The sequence below is a fragment of the Paenibacillus humicola genome, assembly GCF_028826105.1.
GTDB lineage: Bacteria > Bacillota > Bacilli > Paenibacillales > Paenibacillaceae > Paenibacillus_Z > Paenibacillus_Z humicola.
The window spans coordinates 3,957,739-3,973,230 of record NZ_JAQGPL010000001.1; the positions used below are offsets into that span (position 1 = coordinate 3,957,739).

Genomic DNA, 15,492 nt, shown 5'->3' on the forward strand with positions numbered 1-15,492 from the left:
GCCGTCATCTCCTCTGATTAACGATTCTCCTCACGCCTCGGCCCATAGACGCTTTGCGTTTGCCATCCCGATTCTCGAGCCCGCTTTGCACTCCTCCATGCCTTCGAATTCAATCGACAAGTAACCGTCATAGCCGGAAGCTTTGATCTGCCGGATCACTTCCGGCACGTCGATATCCCCCTGCCCGAAAATCGCGCCGCGCAAATAATTGCCGCTTAACGTCTCGAACCATCCTTCCCCGGGATTCCGGTAAGCCGGCCGGAGATAGAAATCTTTCAGGTGAATCATGGAGGCATAGGCAAGATTTTTCTTGACCGCGGATACCGGGTCCTCGTCCACGCACATGAAATTGCCGATATCGAGCGTCGTTTTGTAATTCGGACGATCGACGGCATCGACCAGGCGCTGGATCCGGTCGCTCGATTGAATAAAAAATCCATGGTTTTCAACGGTTGTCGTAATGCCGTATTTGGCGGCGTAATCGGCTACGATTCGGCAGGCGCGCGCCAGCCTTTCCAGATCCGCTTCAAACTGCCGGATCGAGCATTCGTTTTTCGGCCGGGAGGCGACGTCGTGCCGCATCGTTCGAACGCCGAGCCGGGCTGCGATGTCGACGCTTCGGATGACGCGTTCGATCTCGGCTTCGTACTCCGCTTCGCTCGGCCTTATAAAATTGGCGGAAATGTTGAAGCCGGACACTTCAATCCCCGCCTCGCCGGCTTTCTGAATGATGGCGTCCGCCAGCTCGGGGGTTTCCTCCAGATTAAACCCGAACTGCGAAATTTCCACATGCTCGCCGCCGTTTTCCGCAATCCATTCGATCGCCTGCAGGACGTCCATTTCGCCCGATCTGACCGCCCGGGACAAGCTGTATGTGCTTAAGCCTACCTTCATCTCCTAAAACCTCGCTTTTTTATCCGATTTCTCCGCGAATGATAAAATCCAGATGTCTCGCCGTATCGAAAACAAGCTGCTCGGGCGCGGCGGCGTACGGATCGAGCTCCGCGGTCAGCGTGTCCGTATAGCCGATTTCGCGCAGGGCCTCCCGTACGCGGCCCCAGTTGACGCCCCCGGCCAAGAGGGGAACGAAGCCGCTGTAACCGCCCGCTTCCGGCTTGAAATCCTTCACGTGCACTTTCTTAATCCGGCTGCCCAAAATGCGGATCCATTGATCGGGAAAGCCGATGCTGAGCGTATTCCCCACATCGTAATAGGCGGCGGCATACGGTGAATCGAGCTCGTCGATGTACCTCGCCATCTCAAGCGGGGACTGAAGAAACTTGTTCCACACATTTTCGATGCCGACGAAGATGCCGCGCGCCTCTGCTTCGGGCATCATACGCCGCAGCTCCTCCTGGCTGCGCGTGTAGCAAACATCGTAGGCAACCTGCTCGGTCACCCTTCCCGGCACGACCAGAATCGTATCGATGCCGAGCGCGGCGGCAAGCTCAAGCTGTTTCCGGATCACGCTTCGGCCCGTTTCCCGGACGTGCTCGTCGGCCGACGACAGCGGATATTTGCCGAGAAGCCCGGTGGACAAGCTTCGCAGCTGCAGGCCGTATTTGCGGGCCATCGCGCCGATCGCTCCGGCTTCGCCCGGCGTGGTGTCCATCGTGAGCCCGGCGCCGCCGGGCGCGTAAAGATTCAGCTCCACCGCGTCATAGCCGGCCCGCCTGCACGTATCGAACACGGTTTCCAGCGGCGTTCCTTCCGGGAAGCACCATTGATTGATCCCTTTCAGCATACAGCTCCTCACCTGCCTACTTCAAATTGTTCGACCAATTCACCGCACGCTTCTGCAGGTCGTCCAGGTACGTTTGAATGTCCGGCGCGTTTCCTTTCGCCGCCTGGCTGGCGAAGCCGTTGAAGGCGGGAACGATATCGCTCAAATAGAACGGGTTCGCTTCATCCATCAATTCGGAGTGGCCGAGGTCGGCAATCTTGAGCGCTTCCTTGACGTATTTGTCTTCGGGAAGAATGAAATCCGGATTTTTCAGCGTCGGCGTAGAGGCGAAATACTGATAATTATGCTTTTGCGTCTCATATCCTGACAGAAATTTCATGACCTCCCACGAGGCCTGGACGTCCTTGGCGTTTTTGGCCATCACGAACGGGTCGACGGCGACCCAGCTTTCGCCTTTGGGCCCGATGTTCATCGCGGTATCGAATCGATCGAGCAGCGTCGTGTCCTTGGAGGATTGAAAATCGCTCATCGTGGCGCCGCCGGACTGGTCGATCCCGATCGCAATGTCATTTTTGGCCAAGCCGAAGTTTTCCGCGCCCTGTCCGTTCACGAATCCGGGAGGAGCAAGCGGCGCCGCCTTTTTAACCCACTCGAAAACTTTGACCATCTCCGGCGAATTCAGCTCCCACTTGACGTGCTTCATGTCGCTGAGGGAGCCTTCCGCCCCTTTGGCGCCGAACGCAAGCGTGAGACCGACCAGCATCGAAGCGTTGAGCGAGTTGCCTTCCCAATACAGCCCGTAATTCTGCTCGCCGGTTTTCGGATTTTTGCCCGTCATCTTCAGCGCCGCATTCAATATATCCTCGGGCGTTGCCGCATCGGAAAGCGGCGCGACGCCCCAATCGTCAAACAGCTTCTTGTCGTAAATGGTCATCCGTCTTCCGAGCACGGCCGGAATGCCGTATTGATGCTTCTTGTCGAGCGATTTCGTGCTGTAGGAGTTGTTCCATACCCCGTCCAAATAAATGCTCGGATCGAACGTTTTGTCGCCGGCGATCAGGTCGTCGATATTCCGCAGCAGGCCTTCCTGATAAAATTGGGTCGCATACGCCCCGCCGGTATACATCACGTCGACCTCGTTCGAAAGCAGCATGGAATATTGTTTGGCCTTCGCATTTTCCCAAGGAACCTGAGAAATTTCCAGCTTGATGTTCGGATACATTTTCTTGAAGGTTTCATTCAGGAATTGATTCAGTCCGATCGAATTCGAACCGGTCAGCGGATCGATCCCGTTATCCAGCTGCCAGCCTGCCAAGGCAACCCTTACGGTTCCCGACATGTCGGATACCTTCTTGACGGCCGGCGCCGCATCGGAAGCCGAATTCGTTCCGGAAGAACAAGCCGCAAGCGACAATACCGTCGTCACGACCATTATAAGGAGCATCCATTTTTTCATACGCAAGACTCCTCCTCCATATTTTTTCTATTTACAGCCGGGCATTCCCTGCAAAAATTGAAATGCACAGGGCCCGCTTCCCCGGAAAGCCTGGCGGATAGCGGAGCCTTACTGCTTGATTCCCGTCAATGCGATGCTCTCGATAATGTAGCGCTGCAAGAACAGATAAACGAGAATGACCGGCACGAGACTGACCATGGTGGCGGCCATAATAATCGACGGGAAACGGTTGATGCCGCTGTTATACGTGAACATGGCGAGACCGAGCTGAATGGTGAATTTGGACGCGCTCTTCAGCACCAGCAGCGGCCAGAGCAGGTCGTTCCACACGCCAAGGAACAGCAGAATGACGAGCGTGGCGACGACAGGCGTGCAAAGCGGAAAATAGATTTTGCCGAATACCGTGAACTCGTGCGCCCCGTCGATGACGCCCGCTTCGCGCAGGCTTGAAGGCAGCTGATCGAAAAACGCCTTGGCCAGGAAGGTTCCGAACGCATAGTTGAGCGCCGGCAAATAAAAGGCGACGTACGAATCGGTCAGGTGCAATTTGCTGAACAGCAGAAACTGCGGAATCATAGTCATTTCAAACGGGATCATAATGGTGCTTAACGCCATGACGAGCACCAGATTGGAGCCCCGAAAACGGATTTTGGACAACGCATACCCGGAAAGCAGAGCGGAAATGACGCTGACGACAATAACGCCGGCGCCGACTACCAGGGAATTGAATATGTATTTCAGCATCGGTACGTTGGTAAACGCCGCCTGGTAATTTTTCAAAGAAGGCTCTTCGGGCCAAAATCTCGGCGGGAATCCGATTTCGAGTCTGGCGGACCAGTCGAAGCTGGTGCTCAGCATCCAAACGAGCGGAACGATCATGACGATCGAGCCTGCGACCAGCAAGGCCATCAGCACTCCTTGCGTGACGGCATCGTTTCGGCGTCTGGAACTCTCCTTAAATGCAGCAGCAGACACGGTTCATCCCCTCCCGCTAATCGAAACTGTCTTTCTTCCGGTTCAATTTCAGCATAAGCACGGTCATGATGAGAATGACGAGAAACAAGAGGTAGGAAGCCGCCGTTGCCAAACCCATCTGTCCGGCCAAAAAAGCGTTCCGGTAAATGTACAGCACCGAGGTGAGCAGCGTCCCGCCGGGATTGCCGGCCGTTCCGCCGATCAGCCACACATCCGTGAAGCGCTTCATGCTGCCGATCGTGCCCAGCACGATCATAAACACGAAAATCGGACGCATGTACGGAATCGTAATATGCCGCCATTTCCGGAGGCCGTTCGCGCCGTCAACCTCGGCGGCTTCGTACAGATCCCGCGGCACGCTCTGCAGTCCGGCGATGAAAATAATCGTGTTGTACCCAAGCGCGCCCCACATGCTCATCAGCACAATACTGATCCGCGAAAATTTGGGATCCGTGAACCAGCCGACCGGGGGGATGTGAAACAGACCCAGCACAAAATTGAGCAGCCCTTGATTGGTCGGAAAAAACAGAAAGGAGAACAACAGCGTCGACGCTACGGCGGACACGACATTGGGCAGGAAATAAATGCCCTTGAATAAATTTTTTGACCGGGTCCCTTTGAGACTGTTGATCATGCTGGCCAAAACAAACGAAACGAAAATACCGAAAACGACGGATAAAACGCCCATGTAAAACGTGTTATAAAGCGATTTCCAAAAAATAGGGTCGTTAAAGACGTAGTTGTAGTTGGAGAGCCCTACCCATTTTCCCGCCAAGCTCGCACCCGAGGTTTGCTGGAAGCTCAAATACAGCGCGGAAACCATCGGATAAACGGCAAATGCCAATATGCCGGCGACGAGCGGCGAGACGAACGCAAATCCCATCAGATCGTTGCGGCCGATCCATTTTTTTCTGCGGATCGTCCGGACGGCCGGGCTGCTTGCAGGCTTCATGGTAACAGCCATGTTTAATCCCCCTTCCCCCGGCTTTACCGGTACAGGATGAACGAAATCCAAGGAACGATTAGGCCCGAGAGCAAACGAAAAAGACGATTCCGGCGGCAGGTCAGCTGCAAATGCAGACTGAAATTTCAGTAATCGATTTCTTATTGAAGTGAAGACTTCTTATTGATTTTTGCAGCTATTTCGCACGTCTGGATGAAGGTATTGAAGCAGGACAGAGCTGTTGAGTGGGCGAACTTCGATGAAAAGAATGGAGTTTTAGTAATCGATTTCTTAAATGGGAAAAATAAAAGCTGCAATCGGTTTGACTTTACGGCGCGTTCCGGATTCTTTCGATCTACTCCCCCTTCGCGAATTGGTTGAATTTGTATGGAATGGAATGTTTGATTTCATACTACTAAGACAGCTCATTCGTGTCAATAGATTTTTATTTTAAAATAGTCATTTTTTTGCAAATTTCAAGCAAAATAAGTACCGATGACGACATTTCAGGCCATTGAAGACGATACGCCGGCTGCAGCGTCTAAATCGAAAAACGACACCGTTGGATCGATGCCGTCGAACGTTGCCTGCGGAATCCTTCCAATAAATGGGGCCCCTTCAGGGATCGTCAAAATTTTATTTCGTTACTCGCTTGAAAACCCGGTCCGGAACGTATAAAATAATGCTACATATTCAAATACGCCGAAGAGGACTAGTACGATTTCCGAAACGACCAGAGAGCTGCTGGCCGGTGCGAAGCAGCCGTGAAGGAGATCCGAACTCGCCTTGGAGTTGCCCGCTGAACTCGTCAGTAAGCGGAGCCGGAGCCTGACCGTTATCATGGGAGGATACGAATGTTATCATTCCTATCCACCGAGTGCATACCGTTTCGGTATGAATGAGAGTGGTACCGCGTAAGATGTTAAAGTCTTTCGTCTCTTTGGAGATGGAAGGCTTTTTTTGCATTCCGAAAATCCGTAACAGGAGCAGGAACCCCTAACGAAAGGATGGCCGCCAGCATGAAAAATTACGAAAAGTACGCCCGTGGCTACTTTATGCCGCCGCAGTCAAGCTTGAATTGGACCCGGAAGGAATACATTACCGAAGCCCCGATCTGGTGCAGCGTCGATCTTCGGGACGGAAACCAGGCCTTGATCGTCCCCATGAATCTGGAGGAAAAGCTCGAATACTTCAAATTGCTCGTCGAGATCGGGTTCAAGGAGATCGAAGTCGGCTTTCCCGCGGCATCGGATACCGAATTCACCTTTTTGCGCACCTTGATTGAGCAGAATCTGATCCCGGACGACGTAACGATTCAGGTGCTGACGCAGTCCCGGGAGCATATTATCCGCAAAACGTTCGAATCGCTGCAGGGCGCGAAAAAAGCCGTGGTGCATTTGTACAATTCGACCTCCGTTGCCCAGCGGGAGCAGGTGTTCCGCAAATCCAAAGCCGAAATTATCGATATCGCCGTTACCGGCGCAAAGCTGCTGAAGCAGTGCGCCGCGGAAACGGAAGGCAATTTCCAGTTCCAATATTCGCCGGAAAGCTTCACCGGCACCGAAGTGGATTTTGCGCTGGACATTTGCAACGCGGTGCTTGACGTATGGCAGCCGACAGCGAACAATCCGGTCATTATCAATCTTCCGGCCACGGTGTCCATGTCGATGCCGCATATTTACGCCAGCCAGATCGAATACATGAGCGAACATATGAATTTCCGGGAGCATGTCATTTTGTCGCTTCACCCGCATAACGACAGAGGAACAGGTGTTGCGGATGCGGAGCTGGGGATGCTCGCCGGCGCTCAGCGGGTGGAAGGCACCTTATTCGGAAACGGCGAACGTACGGGGAACGTGGACATTGTTACGCTCGCCCTGAATATGTATTCGCACGGGGTGGATCCCAAGCTGAATTTTGAGAATGTTCCCGGCATCATGGCCGTTTACGAACGGCTGACCAAAATGAAGGTGAGCGAAAGGCACCCTTACGCCGGCGAGCTTGTGTTCACCGCCTTCTCCGGCTCGCACCAGGACGCGATTGCCAAAGGAATGAAATGGCGCGACGTCAAGGAAGCCCAGCGCTGGTCGGTCCCTTATCTGCCGATCGATCCGAAGGATATCGGCCGGGAATACGAAGGCGATATTATCCGCATCAACAGCCAGTCCGGCAAAGGCGGGATCGGCTACATTTTGCAGCAAAAGTACGGGCTCGATCTGCCGCCGAAAATGCGCGAGCACTTCGGCTATTGCGTGAAAAACGTATCGGACCGGCTGCAAAAGGAGCTGATGCCGGGTGAAATCCACGATATTTTCGTGAAGGAATACGTGAATATCGGGACGCCGCTCGAGTTTGTGAAGTACCGTTCCGACGGCGACAACGATTTTCAAACCGTCGTCACCGTTCGAACCGGCAGTGGCACCCAAGAGCTTGCCGGCACGGGAAACGGCAGGCTCGATGCGATCAGCAATGCGCTGCAAACCCATCTCGGGCTGGAATATACCGATTTGGTCTATACGGAGCACGCACTGGAAACCGGCTCGAAATCCCAGGCGGTCTCCTATATCGGCATCACCTCTCCGAACGGAAGCGTCTATTGGGGCTGCGGAATGGACGCCGATATTATGACCTCGTCGGTCAAAGCCCTGTTCAGCGCCTTAAACAACATGAGCCGGTAATGGCGAACCGACTCCCCTCCCGGTTGTCCGCGGACGAACGTTTCCCCGGTCACCGGAAGGGGATTTTTTTCGGCTTATTTCATCCTCGCTTGCTCCGCGGCCGGTTCGGCCGATAGCCGCAGGGTGACGGAAATGACCATCGAAACCATCAGGACGCCGGACAATAGCAGAGTGATGATCCGAAAGCCTCCGACAGGGTGAAGCAGCGGCCCGGCGCTTGCTCCCAAATTGAGAATAAACGTATACAGCGCCGCGGCGCCGCTTCTGTCCCGGCTGCCCAAAATGCCGACCAAATGAATGAAGGTCGGAATCAATACGGAAACGCCCGCTACAAAAATGACGGATGAGCCTGCGATTTCATACACCTTCGGCATTCCGGATTCGAGCAGCAAGCCGCAGACTGCGCCCGCCAGTCCGCCCGCCAGCACCCTTTTCACTCCGAAACGGGCGATCAATCGACCGGCGAACGGCGATACGAGCATACCCGCCATGCCCATTGCGCGGATATGAAGCACCTGTTCAGGCGCCAGCCCGTACGTAAAGATGAAATAATCCCCCATTGCGGCATACATGCCAACGAAGGCCAGCGATAAGGTAAAGGTGACGCTATAAGCACCGACCAGCTTCGGGCTTCGCAATAAGACGATCATGTTCTTCCATGCCGCGAGGAAGCGTGCATCCCGATTCGGTTTTTCTCCCGCCGGCAGAATGATCCACGTCACAAAAAAACCAAGCCCATACAGCGTGCCAAACAATACGAATACGTTTGACCAGCCATAGCGCTCCGTCACCCACGAGCTGATGACCTGGCCGGCGATTCCCGCCATCAGAAATCCGGTACTGAGGATGGAAATGGCCGTTCCCTTTTTTTCAACGGGGAATCGTTCAAATACGTACGCCAGCGCTACTGGCTGAAAGGAAGCCGCAAAAAATCCTTGTACGGCACGAAGAAGGACAAGCTGGCCGGCCGTATGGACGAAACCTGCCAAAAATGTGGTTAACGTCAACAACAGAAGGCCGGAAACGATGATTTGCTTTCGCCCGAATCTATGGGATAATGGTCCGAACACCAAGAAACCGACGGCATACCAAATCGAGAACATGCTGCTAGACCAAACCGTCCTGCCGATTGAAGCGTGCAAAGCTTGCGCAACGTCCCCCGTAATGGGAATCATCGTATAAACGTTTGCAATGACAACCAAACCGCACAACGCGAATAACCAGGTCATGAAAGAGAGCTTCCACGCGGCTATTGCAGGGTTCGATCCGTGCTCCGTTCCTGCTGCGCCCGATTCGCCGTTTTCATCGCTGCGTTCTGCCATGTGAGGTCTCTTCCCTTCCGTAACCTGATGCTTAATGTCATTCGAAAGCCGGTTCTCTACATACAATGCAATCGATCCCATTTTGGACCGTGCGTTGTTCCCGTCTCCCCAAAACCTGCGAGGCCGATGCGATCGGCGATGCCGGCGAACAGAACGCGCGCAAAAAAGCCGCCTTGCCCGATTCGGCAAAGCGGCTTTAAGTACGAAAAACGGATGCACCGGCTTAGCGGCCGGTCGGCCGGTCAGTCGCCCGGATGACCGGCCGCCGGCGATGGGCCCCGGTTCTGCCGGTTACGGCTTCAGGTTTGCTTTCCACGATGCCGGCGTAACCGCAGGCTTCGCGTCTCTGGCAAACGGCCTTGCCTGAATGCTCATGCCGCCGTCGACGGCAACGGTTTGGCCGGTCATGAAGCTGGACTGCTCCGACGCCAGAAACAAAGCGGCGTTCGCGATATCCTCCGGCGTCCCCTGCCGGAGAATCGGCGAGGCGAAATCCGCCGGATCGCGCCTCTGCAGGACGCTTTCATCCATTTTTTTGACCGGCGTTCCCAGTATGGAAGCCGGGCTGATCGCATTGATGCGGATATTCCACGGCGCCAAATCGAGGGCCGTCGCCTTCGTGAACGCTTCGATCGCCCCTTTGCACGAGTCGTAAGCCACCATTTGGCGGTGAGCCCTGGTCGCGCCGATCGAGGACAGGTTGACGATCGTTCCTTCTTCCTGCGAAGCCATCATCGTCGCCGCCCGATGCGTAGCCAAATACACGCTCTTCAAATTGTTGCGCACAACCAGATCCCAGAACTCTTCGTCGTATTCGAGAAAATGCCGGCCGCAGGTCGTCCAAGCCGCATTGTTCACCAAAATATCGATGCGGCCAAACTCGGTTTCGACGATTTGAAACAGCTCGTCGACCGAAGCCTTCAGCGAGATGTCACCGACATGGGCGTAAGCCCGGCATCCCGGGATGTGCCCGAGCAGCTCCATCGTTTCCTGCAAGGCGTCTTCTTTGATATCATTGACGACGACATGCGCTCCGTTTTGTGCGTAGGTCAGCGCAATCGCTCTGCCAATCCCCATTCCTGCACCCGTAATAACGGCGATTTTATTGTTCAGCATCCGTCAGCTCTCCTCTTCATTCGATCATTTTGACGATGATTGCATCTTTCGCCGGCAGCTCCGCATGCAGCAGATTGCCTTCGACCTTCGGGACGTTTTGCCCCCACCTCATCTCGGCGGACGATATTTTGGCGAACGCCGGAGAAATGCGAATATCGGTCCGAACGGTTTCCGCCGCGTGATTGAGAATCCAGGCAAACTTTCCGCCAGGGCCGTCATGCAGGCGCACCTGCACCTCCGGAGCGCTTACCCGGACCTGCGGTTCCTTCCCGGACCAGCGCAGGACGCCCGCGAAAAACCGCTTGTTCTCGGGATCACTTGCGCGGTAATAAGCCGCCGACGGAAACGTCCCGATCAGCATCGTTTTGCCCGCTCCGAAGGCATGCTCGATGACGGCCGTCCGGCCGTCCGGGTACTTGCCCGCCGGCGTGCCCGACGTCGCCCGGTACGACTGCAAATAGACGCCGCCCCTGACCTCGCCGCCGCCGGCTTCGAAGGTGATGGAATCCGCAATGTCCGGCATAAACTCCACGGTTTCCTCCGCAGCCCCGAACATTTCGTCGAGACCGTAATTCGGCTGCACCGGACCGACGCTGCCGCGGTCGCCGAAATAGGCCGGGCAGCCTTCGCTGATCAGGATCCCGCCGTTCTTGACCCAAGCTTTCAGTTTTTCCGCATGCTCCCGGGTCAGCATCAGCGGGAAAGGAAAGTAAAGGACGTCGTATTCGTCGATCCGGTCGATATGGACCCAGTCCGCCTGAATATGATTGTCGAAAAATCCGCGATATGCGCCCCACATCGCTTTGGCGTAAAAATCGTAATCGCCCTGCAGCGAGAAGATGTAGTTCAGCATTTCGGTCTCCGGAACGACGAGAAGACCGATCTCCCCTCGAATCGGGGAAGAAGCAAGCAAATCTCGCTGCTCCGGCGCATTGGCCCACTTCGCGATCGTCCCGGCCATGCGGGAACGGTCCGTTCGCGAGCCGTCCATTCCGTAAGGGCCGAAGGCGCCGAACAGCGGTCCGTCGAGCAGCGGGCGCCACCGGGGAAACAGCAGCCCGCGCGCGCCGCCGGCCAGCGAGGTCAAGTTCCAGAGGCGGATATCTTCCGCCCCGGTAACCCGGCCGTCCGATTTCGGCCGTCCGACCACCTGCGGCTGCAGCCAGAGCGGGCCGCCCTGCATCTCGGCATGCCAGAACGGCTTTCCCGCGGAGCCCGCCCGCGTCAAATCCACCGCGTGCCACTGCTTCCATGGCTCGCTTCCTTTCCGCGAAGCCACCCAGGTAAAGCCGTAAATGTCTACCGGCTTGGCGGATTCCCAATCGTCCGACCCGGCGGCGGCCATTTTGACCAAGCTGGCCGCTTCGCCATGCGCCGTAATGAAGCTGCGGCTGTCCAACGCGGCGATCAGATCGCGCCTCCAGCGGATAAGCTCGTACAGCTTATCCTTGTTGAATTGCAGCCAGTCGATCGTTTCCGGATACAGGCCGAGCTTTGCCGGCGGCTGAACTTCGCTCCAATCGGTATAGCTGTACCGTCTCCAGACTTTCGCCAGCTCCTGCACCGTGCCGTATTTTTCCTTCAGCCAGCCGCGGAACTTCTCCCGCGAATACTTGCAGCAGCAGGCGCCGCTCATCTGATAGTTGCATTCGTTGTGAATATCGTAGCCGGCCATGCTTTCATGATCCTTGTACCGCAGCACGAGCTCCGTCAGAAACCGGCCGGCCAGCTCCTTCGCTCCGCCGCAGTCGAGACAAAGCCCGCCCATGCCGCCGGTCGCGCTGCTTCCGCCCATCTGGCTGTACACTTTATGCCCGTGAATATCCGTGTGCAAAGCATCGGGGAAGCGGGCATACGCCCATTCGGGCGCATAGACGATCATCTCGGCGATGATGGTCTTGATCCCGTTTTGAGCCGCCAACTCAAGCTGACGGTCGTAGTCCTCCCAGTCGAATACGCCGGGCGCGATTTCAATCGCGCCCCACATGAACCAGTGCCTGAACAGATTCATGCCGTCCTCGCGAGCCGTCCGGTAATCGCGCTCCCAATCCGCCTTCGGCGGATTCGATTTGCGGAAATACACGGCGCCGTACGGCAGCTGAGGCAGTTCCTTTTTGGACATCTCCGCACCCTCCCTTTTCCCATTTTAACCCTTTAACGCGCCTGCCGATATCCCCTTTACGACGAATTTTTGCAGGCCCGCATAAATCAAGGCAAGCGGTATAATGGCCATCATATAGCCGGCAAAAGCAATATTCCACTTTGTCCCGTACTCTCCGTAAAAAGCATACTGAGACAACGTGATGGTGAAATGCTCACTGTTTTGCAGCACCAGCACCGGCAGCAGAAAATCGTTCCAGATCCAGATCAAATCGAGTATGAACAGCGACGCCATGATCGGCTTGAGCGAAGGCAGCACGATTTTCCAGAACAAATCGTACACCGAGCATCCGTCAATCGTCCCCGCCTCCATGATTTCCTTGGGAAAGCCTCGAATGAAACCAACCGTCAGGAATACGGCGAAGGGCATCCCTTGCCCGATATAGACGAGAATCAATCCCGGCATTGCGTCCATAAGGCGCAAATTGTTCAGCAGCTGCAAAAGCGGGACGAGAACGGTATATACGGGAATCATGACGCCGGATAGGAAAAAATAATACAGAAACCGGTTCAGGCCGTTCGCCTGCTTGGCAATCGTAAACGATGCCATGGAAGCGATGAGGATGATGCCGATGACGGAAGTCAGCGAAACGATCATCGTATTGAGCTGCACATGCGGGAAATTGCTCGCTTCCCAAGCATCGATATAATTTTGCAAATGGAACGTTTTAGGCAAAGCTAAAGTCGACATCAGAATCTCGGGCGGCGTTTTCATCGAAGTAGAGACGATTAAATAAAACGGAAAGCAGTACACCAAGGTGAAAATGATCATAAACAGCTCAAACAGCTTTAGTCCGGGCTTTCGGCGGATCCGGTCAGCTAACATCTTCCTCCCTCCTTCGTAAAAACTTCAATTGAATCAGCGTGCAAATAATGATTAAGATGAACAACAGGATGCCCACCGCTGTGCCGTATCCGGCTCTGGAGAAAAAGAAGGTTTCCCGGTAAATGCTGAGAGCGATGATCGAAGTGCTATCCCCCGGTCCTCCCCCGGTCAGGGCGAAAATGGTGTCAAAATCCTTCAATCCCCGTTCAAAGGTGAGCACGATATTGACCGTAATAGCCGGCGCGAGCAGCGGAATGGTGATGCTCCTCAATTTTTGCCAGGCGTTCACGCCGTCGACGGAGGCCGCTTCGACCAGATCCTTGGGAATAATCTGCAGGCCGGCCAAGTAAATGACCATCGTCCATCCCGCGCTTCGCCAGATCGAAGCAAACGCCGCGGCATAAATCGCAAAAGGACGGCTGCCCAATATATTGTTAGCCAGAACGTCGATACCCAGAAAACGGCCAAGCGTCATGAGGGGGTCGGAGTACATAAAGCTCCAGATATAGCCGGTGATCAACGGGCTGAGCGTACAGATAATAAAAATCAAGGTTCTGAGCAGATGCTTGGTTTTCAAGCTTTGGTCCAGAGCCACGGCAAGGAATAATGCCAACGCATTCTGGAAAACGGTTACGGCGACGGTGTACTTCATCGTTGCGCCGAGCGTATGCCAGACATAAGCATCCGACATCAGGCCGGCGTAATTCTTCAAGCCGATCAAATGGAAACCTCCGGTCTTTCCATCCCAATCCGTCGCACTGTAAAAGAAAGCGCCAAGCAGCGGCACGATGACAAAAGCGCAATAAAAGATCACCGCGGGCAGCAGCAGCGAAGAAAACTGGACTCGGTCCTTGAAACGGCGATTGGTAAGCTTTGAGGTTAGCATCACTTTGACCTCATCCGTTTTTTCCGTAGTTATTGACGAAATCCGGGTTTTCCTTCATTAATCGCTGATGCTGCGCTTCCCAGTCGTTTAGAATGCTGTCCAGGCTGTCGCCCAAGAACCATTTTTGCGTTTCCGTTTTCATCACGTCCTTAATCCCCGGGATCCAGGTCAAATCCGCATGCGGTGACGTCTTATCCGTTTTGTCCCCGTTCAGGTAAGGCAGCAGCGGCTGAAGCATCGGGTCGAATACGGCGTTGACTCCTTTGATGGTGGAAAGCTGCTGCGCGACGGTCGCATAGGTATTCCCGACTTCAGGCGTAAGGATATAGGCTAGAAATTTCTTGGCCTCTTCGGGATGCTTTGAGCTTTTCGTCAGCGAAACGCCCAGCGAAACGCCGACATTCAGCACGCGTTCTTGATTCGGTTCCTGCAGCACCGAAGGAATCATAATGACCTTCATGTCCGGCGCATACTGCCTGATCGGCTGAATCCGCCAAGTCCCGTCCATCAGCATGGCCCCTTCGCCCTTTATGAACCGTTTCACCGCCGTGTCCGCGTCCACACCGAGCGAATCCGGTGACATAAAAGCTCTTAGCTGGGCATAGCGATCGAACATCTTTTTCATGAGCGGGCTGTTGAAATGAAGCTTGCCGTCCAGGATTTGCTTGTAATAATCCGGCTGATTGTACAGCACCACGGTTGACAAATATTGAAAATCAAACTGCGAGACGATGCCGACGTCTTTCCCCGCCATGACCATCGGATATTGAAGACCTTTTTGCTGGAACGCTTTGTTCACTTCGATTAACTGCTGAAAATTTTCCGGAGGAGTCAGCCCGTACTTGCTGAATACATCCTGGTTGATAAAGACTCCTGTCGCCTGGTAGTTCGTCGGCGCGGCATAAATACCGCCTTTGTAAGTAACCAAAGCAAGGTCCTTCTTCTGAATGTTCTGAAGCAGCTGCGGATCGCCCGACAAATCCGCAAGCAAACCGGCGGCAGCAAATTCCTGGGTTCTCGCCCCGACCTGAAAGGAGTACAGGTCCGGCGCGTCGTTCGCGGAGAATTTGGCTTTCAACGCCGTTATAAACGTTTCGGTGCCCGGAACGACCGTCATTTCGACTTTAATATTGGGATTCTGTTTTTCAAAATCACTGATAATGGTTTTGTAGGCGGTGGCTTCCGAGTTGTCGCTTGTCATGAATCTCAGCGTAACCTTGCCGCCAGTGTCTTTGGCATCCGGCGATTTGGCATCGGATCCCGTAATCGACGTGGACGCCGAGCAGCCGCTCATCGTCAAAGCGGCAGCTAGGATAGCGATTAGACACGGAATCATGAATCTTCTCAAGTTCATACCCAATGTCCCCCTCATAAGGATTAGCGTTATTAAACGCTTACAATTAGATTAAGGGGGCTGTCGGAATCTTGATAGTTCAGGATTAAGAT

Annotated in this window: 12 protein-coding genes and 1 other annotated feature; of the genes, 1 reads left to right on the forward strand and 11 read right to left on the reverse strand. The window is 54.6% G+C overall.

Annotated elements, in window-relative coordinates:
* Positions 1 to 30 precede the first annotated feature (30 nt).
* From PD282_RS18295 to PD282_RS18315, 5 genes are all read right to left on the reverse strand, one after another.
* Positions 31 to 894, reverse strand: a complete 864-nt coding sequence (locus tag PD282_RS18295; protein ID WP_274652075.1) for a sugar phosphate isomerase/epimerase family protein — start codon at positions 892 to 894, stop codon at positions 31 to 33.
* 19 nt (positions 895 to 913) lie between these two features.
* A complete protein-coding gene (locus tag PD282_RS18300; protein WP_274652076.1) occupies positions 914 to 1,744 on the reverse strand; it encodes a sugar phosphate isomerase/epimerase family protein in 831 nt (276 codons plus the stop codon).
* Between the two features lie 16 nt (positions 1,745 to 1,760).
* Complete coding sequence (locus PD282_RS18305) at positions 1,761 to 3,140, reverse strand: ABC transporter substrate-binding protein (protein WP_274652077.1); 1,380 nt, start codon at positions 3,138 to 3,140, stop codon at positions 1,761 to 1,763.
* A 108-nt stretch (positions 3,141 to 3,248) separates the two neighbouring features.
* The gene (locus tag PD282_RS18310; protein WP_420832367.1) at positions 3,249 to 4,055 is read right to left on the reverse strand and encodes a carbohydrate ABC transporter permease; all 807 of its coding nucleotides are present in this window, start codon (positions 4,053 to 4,055) and stop codon (positions 3,249 to 3,251) included.
* Positions 4,056 to 4,131: 76 nt separating this feature from the next.
* Positions 4,132 to 5,067: a carbohydrate ABC transporter permease gene (locus tag PD282_RS18315; protein ID WP_420832368.1), complete on the reverse strand. Its 936-nt coding sequence runs from the start codon at positions 5,065 to 5,067 to the stop codon at positions 4,132 to 4,134.
* 684 nt (positions 5,068 to 5,751) lie between these two features.
* Positions 5,752 to 6,001 (forward strand) — a binding site (T-box leader).
* Between the two features lie 76 nt (positions 6,002 to 6,077).
* Here PD282_RS18315 and leuA point away from each other — a divergent pair.
* Positions 6,078 to 7,736 (forward strand): 2-isopropylmalate synthase, encoded by a 1,659-nt coding sequence (leuA, locus tag PD282_RS18320; RefSeq protein WP_274652080.1) that lies wholly within the window; start codon positions 6,078 to 6,080, stop codon positions 7,734 to 7,736.
* A 74-nt stretch (positions 7,737 to 7,810) separates the two neighbouring features.
* Here the strand turns inward: leuA and PD282_RS18325 are convergent, their stop codons facing one another.
* The 6 genes from PD282_RS18325 to PD282_RS18350 form a co-directional block, all read right to left on the reverse strand.
* The gene (locus PD282_RS18325) at positions 7,811 to 8,965 is read right to left on the reverse strand and encodes an MFS transporter (RefSeq protein ID WP_274652081.1); all 1,155 of its coding nucleotides are present in this window, start codon (positions 8,963 to 8,965) and stop codon (positions 7,811 to 7,813) included.
* A gap of 384 nt (positions 8,966 to 9,349) precedes the next feature.
* Positions 9,350 to 10,174, reverse strand: coding sequence for an SDR family NAD(P)-dependent oxidoreductase (locus tag PD282_RS18330; RefSeq protein WP_274652082.1), 825 nt, complete (start codon positions 10,172 to 10,174; stop codon positions 9,350 to 9,352).
* Between the two features lie 16 nt (positions 10,175 to 10,190).
* Complete coding sequence (locus PD282_RS18335) at positions 10,191 to 12,296, reverse strand: beta-galactosidase (protein WP_274652083.1); 2,106 nt, start codon at positions 12,294 to 12,296, stop codon at positions 10,191 to 10,193.
* 24 nt (positions 12,297 to 12,320) lie between these two features.
* Positions 12,321 to 13,160 carry a carbohydrate ABC transporter permease gene (locus tag PD282_RS18340; protein ID WP_274652084.1) on the reverse strand — a complete coding sequence of 280 codons (840 nt, stop codon included), beginning with the start codon at positions 13,158 to 13,160 and terminating at the stop codon, positions 12,321 to 12,323.
* On the reverse strand, positions 13,150 to 14,046 hold the full coding sequence (locus PD282_RS18345; RefSeq protein ID WP_274652085.1) for a carbohydrate ABC transporter permease: 897 nt from the start codon (positions 14,044 to 14,046) through the stop codon (positions 13,150 to 13,152). Before PD282_RS18345 ends, PD282_RS18340 begins: the two co-directional genes overlap by 11 nt.
* 10 nt (positions 14,047 to 14,056) lie before the next feature.
* Positions 14,057 to 15,400, reverse strand: coding sequence for an ABC transporter substrate-binding protein (locus PD282_RS18350; RefSeq protein ID WP_274652086.1), 1,344 nt, complete (start codon positions 15,398 to 15,400; stop codon positions 14,057 to 14,059).
* Positions 15,401 to 15,492 lie beyond the last annotated feature (92 nt).

Bases quoted from the DNA above. Each gene is read 5' to 3' on its own strand.
- PD282_RS18305 (WP_274652077.1), bottom strand. From the start codon at position 3,140: ATGAAAAAATGGATGCTCCTTATAATGGTCGTGACGACGGTATTGTCG.
- PD282_RS18340 (WP_274652084.1), bottom strand. From the start codon at position 13,160: ATGTTAGCTGACCGGATCCGCCGAAAGCCCGGACTAAAGCTGTTTGAG.
- PD282_RS18350 (WP_274652086.1), bottom strand. From the start codon at position 15,400: ATGAACTTGAGAAGATTCATGATTCCGTGTCTAATCGCTATCCTAGCT.
- PD282_RS18330 (WP_274652082.1), bottom strand. From the start codon at position 10,174: ATGCTGAACAATAAAATCGCCGTTATTACGGGTGCAGGAATGGGGATT.
- PD282_RS18300 (WP_274652076.1), bottom strand. From the start codon at position 1,744: ATGCTGAAAGGGATCAATCAATGGTGCTTCCCGGAAGGAACGCCGCTG.
- PD282_RS18325 (WP_274652081.1), bottom strand. From the start codon at position 8,965: ATGACCTGGTTATTCGCGTTGTGCGGTTTGGTTGTCATTGCAAACGTT.
- PD282_RS18315 (WP_420832368.1), bottom strand. From the start codon at position 5,067: ATGAAGCCTGCAAGCAGCCCGGCCGTCCGGACGATCCGCAGAAAAAAA.
- leuA (WP_274652080.1), top strand. From the start codon at position 6,078: ATGAAAAATTACGAAAAGTACGCCCGTGGCTACTTTATGCCGCCGCAG.
- PD282_RS18335 (WP_274652083.1), bottom strand. From the start codon at position 12,296: ATGTCCAAAAAGGAACTGCCTCAGCTGCCGTACGGCGCCGTGTATTTC.
- PD282_RS18295 (WP_274652075.1), bottom strand. From the start codon at position 894: ATGAAGGTAGGCTTAAGCACATACAGCTTGTCCCGGGCGGTCAGATCG.
- PD282_RS18345 (WP_274652085.1), bottom strand. From the start codon at position 14,046: ATGCTAACCTCAAAGCTTACCAATCGCCGTTTCAAGGACCGAGTCCAG.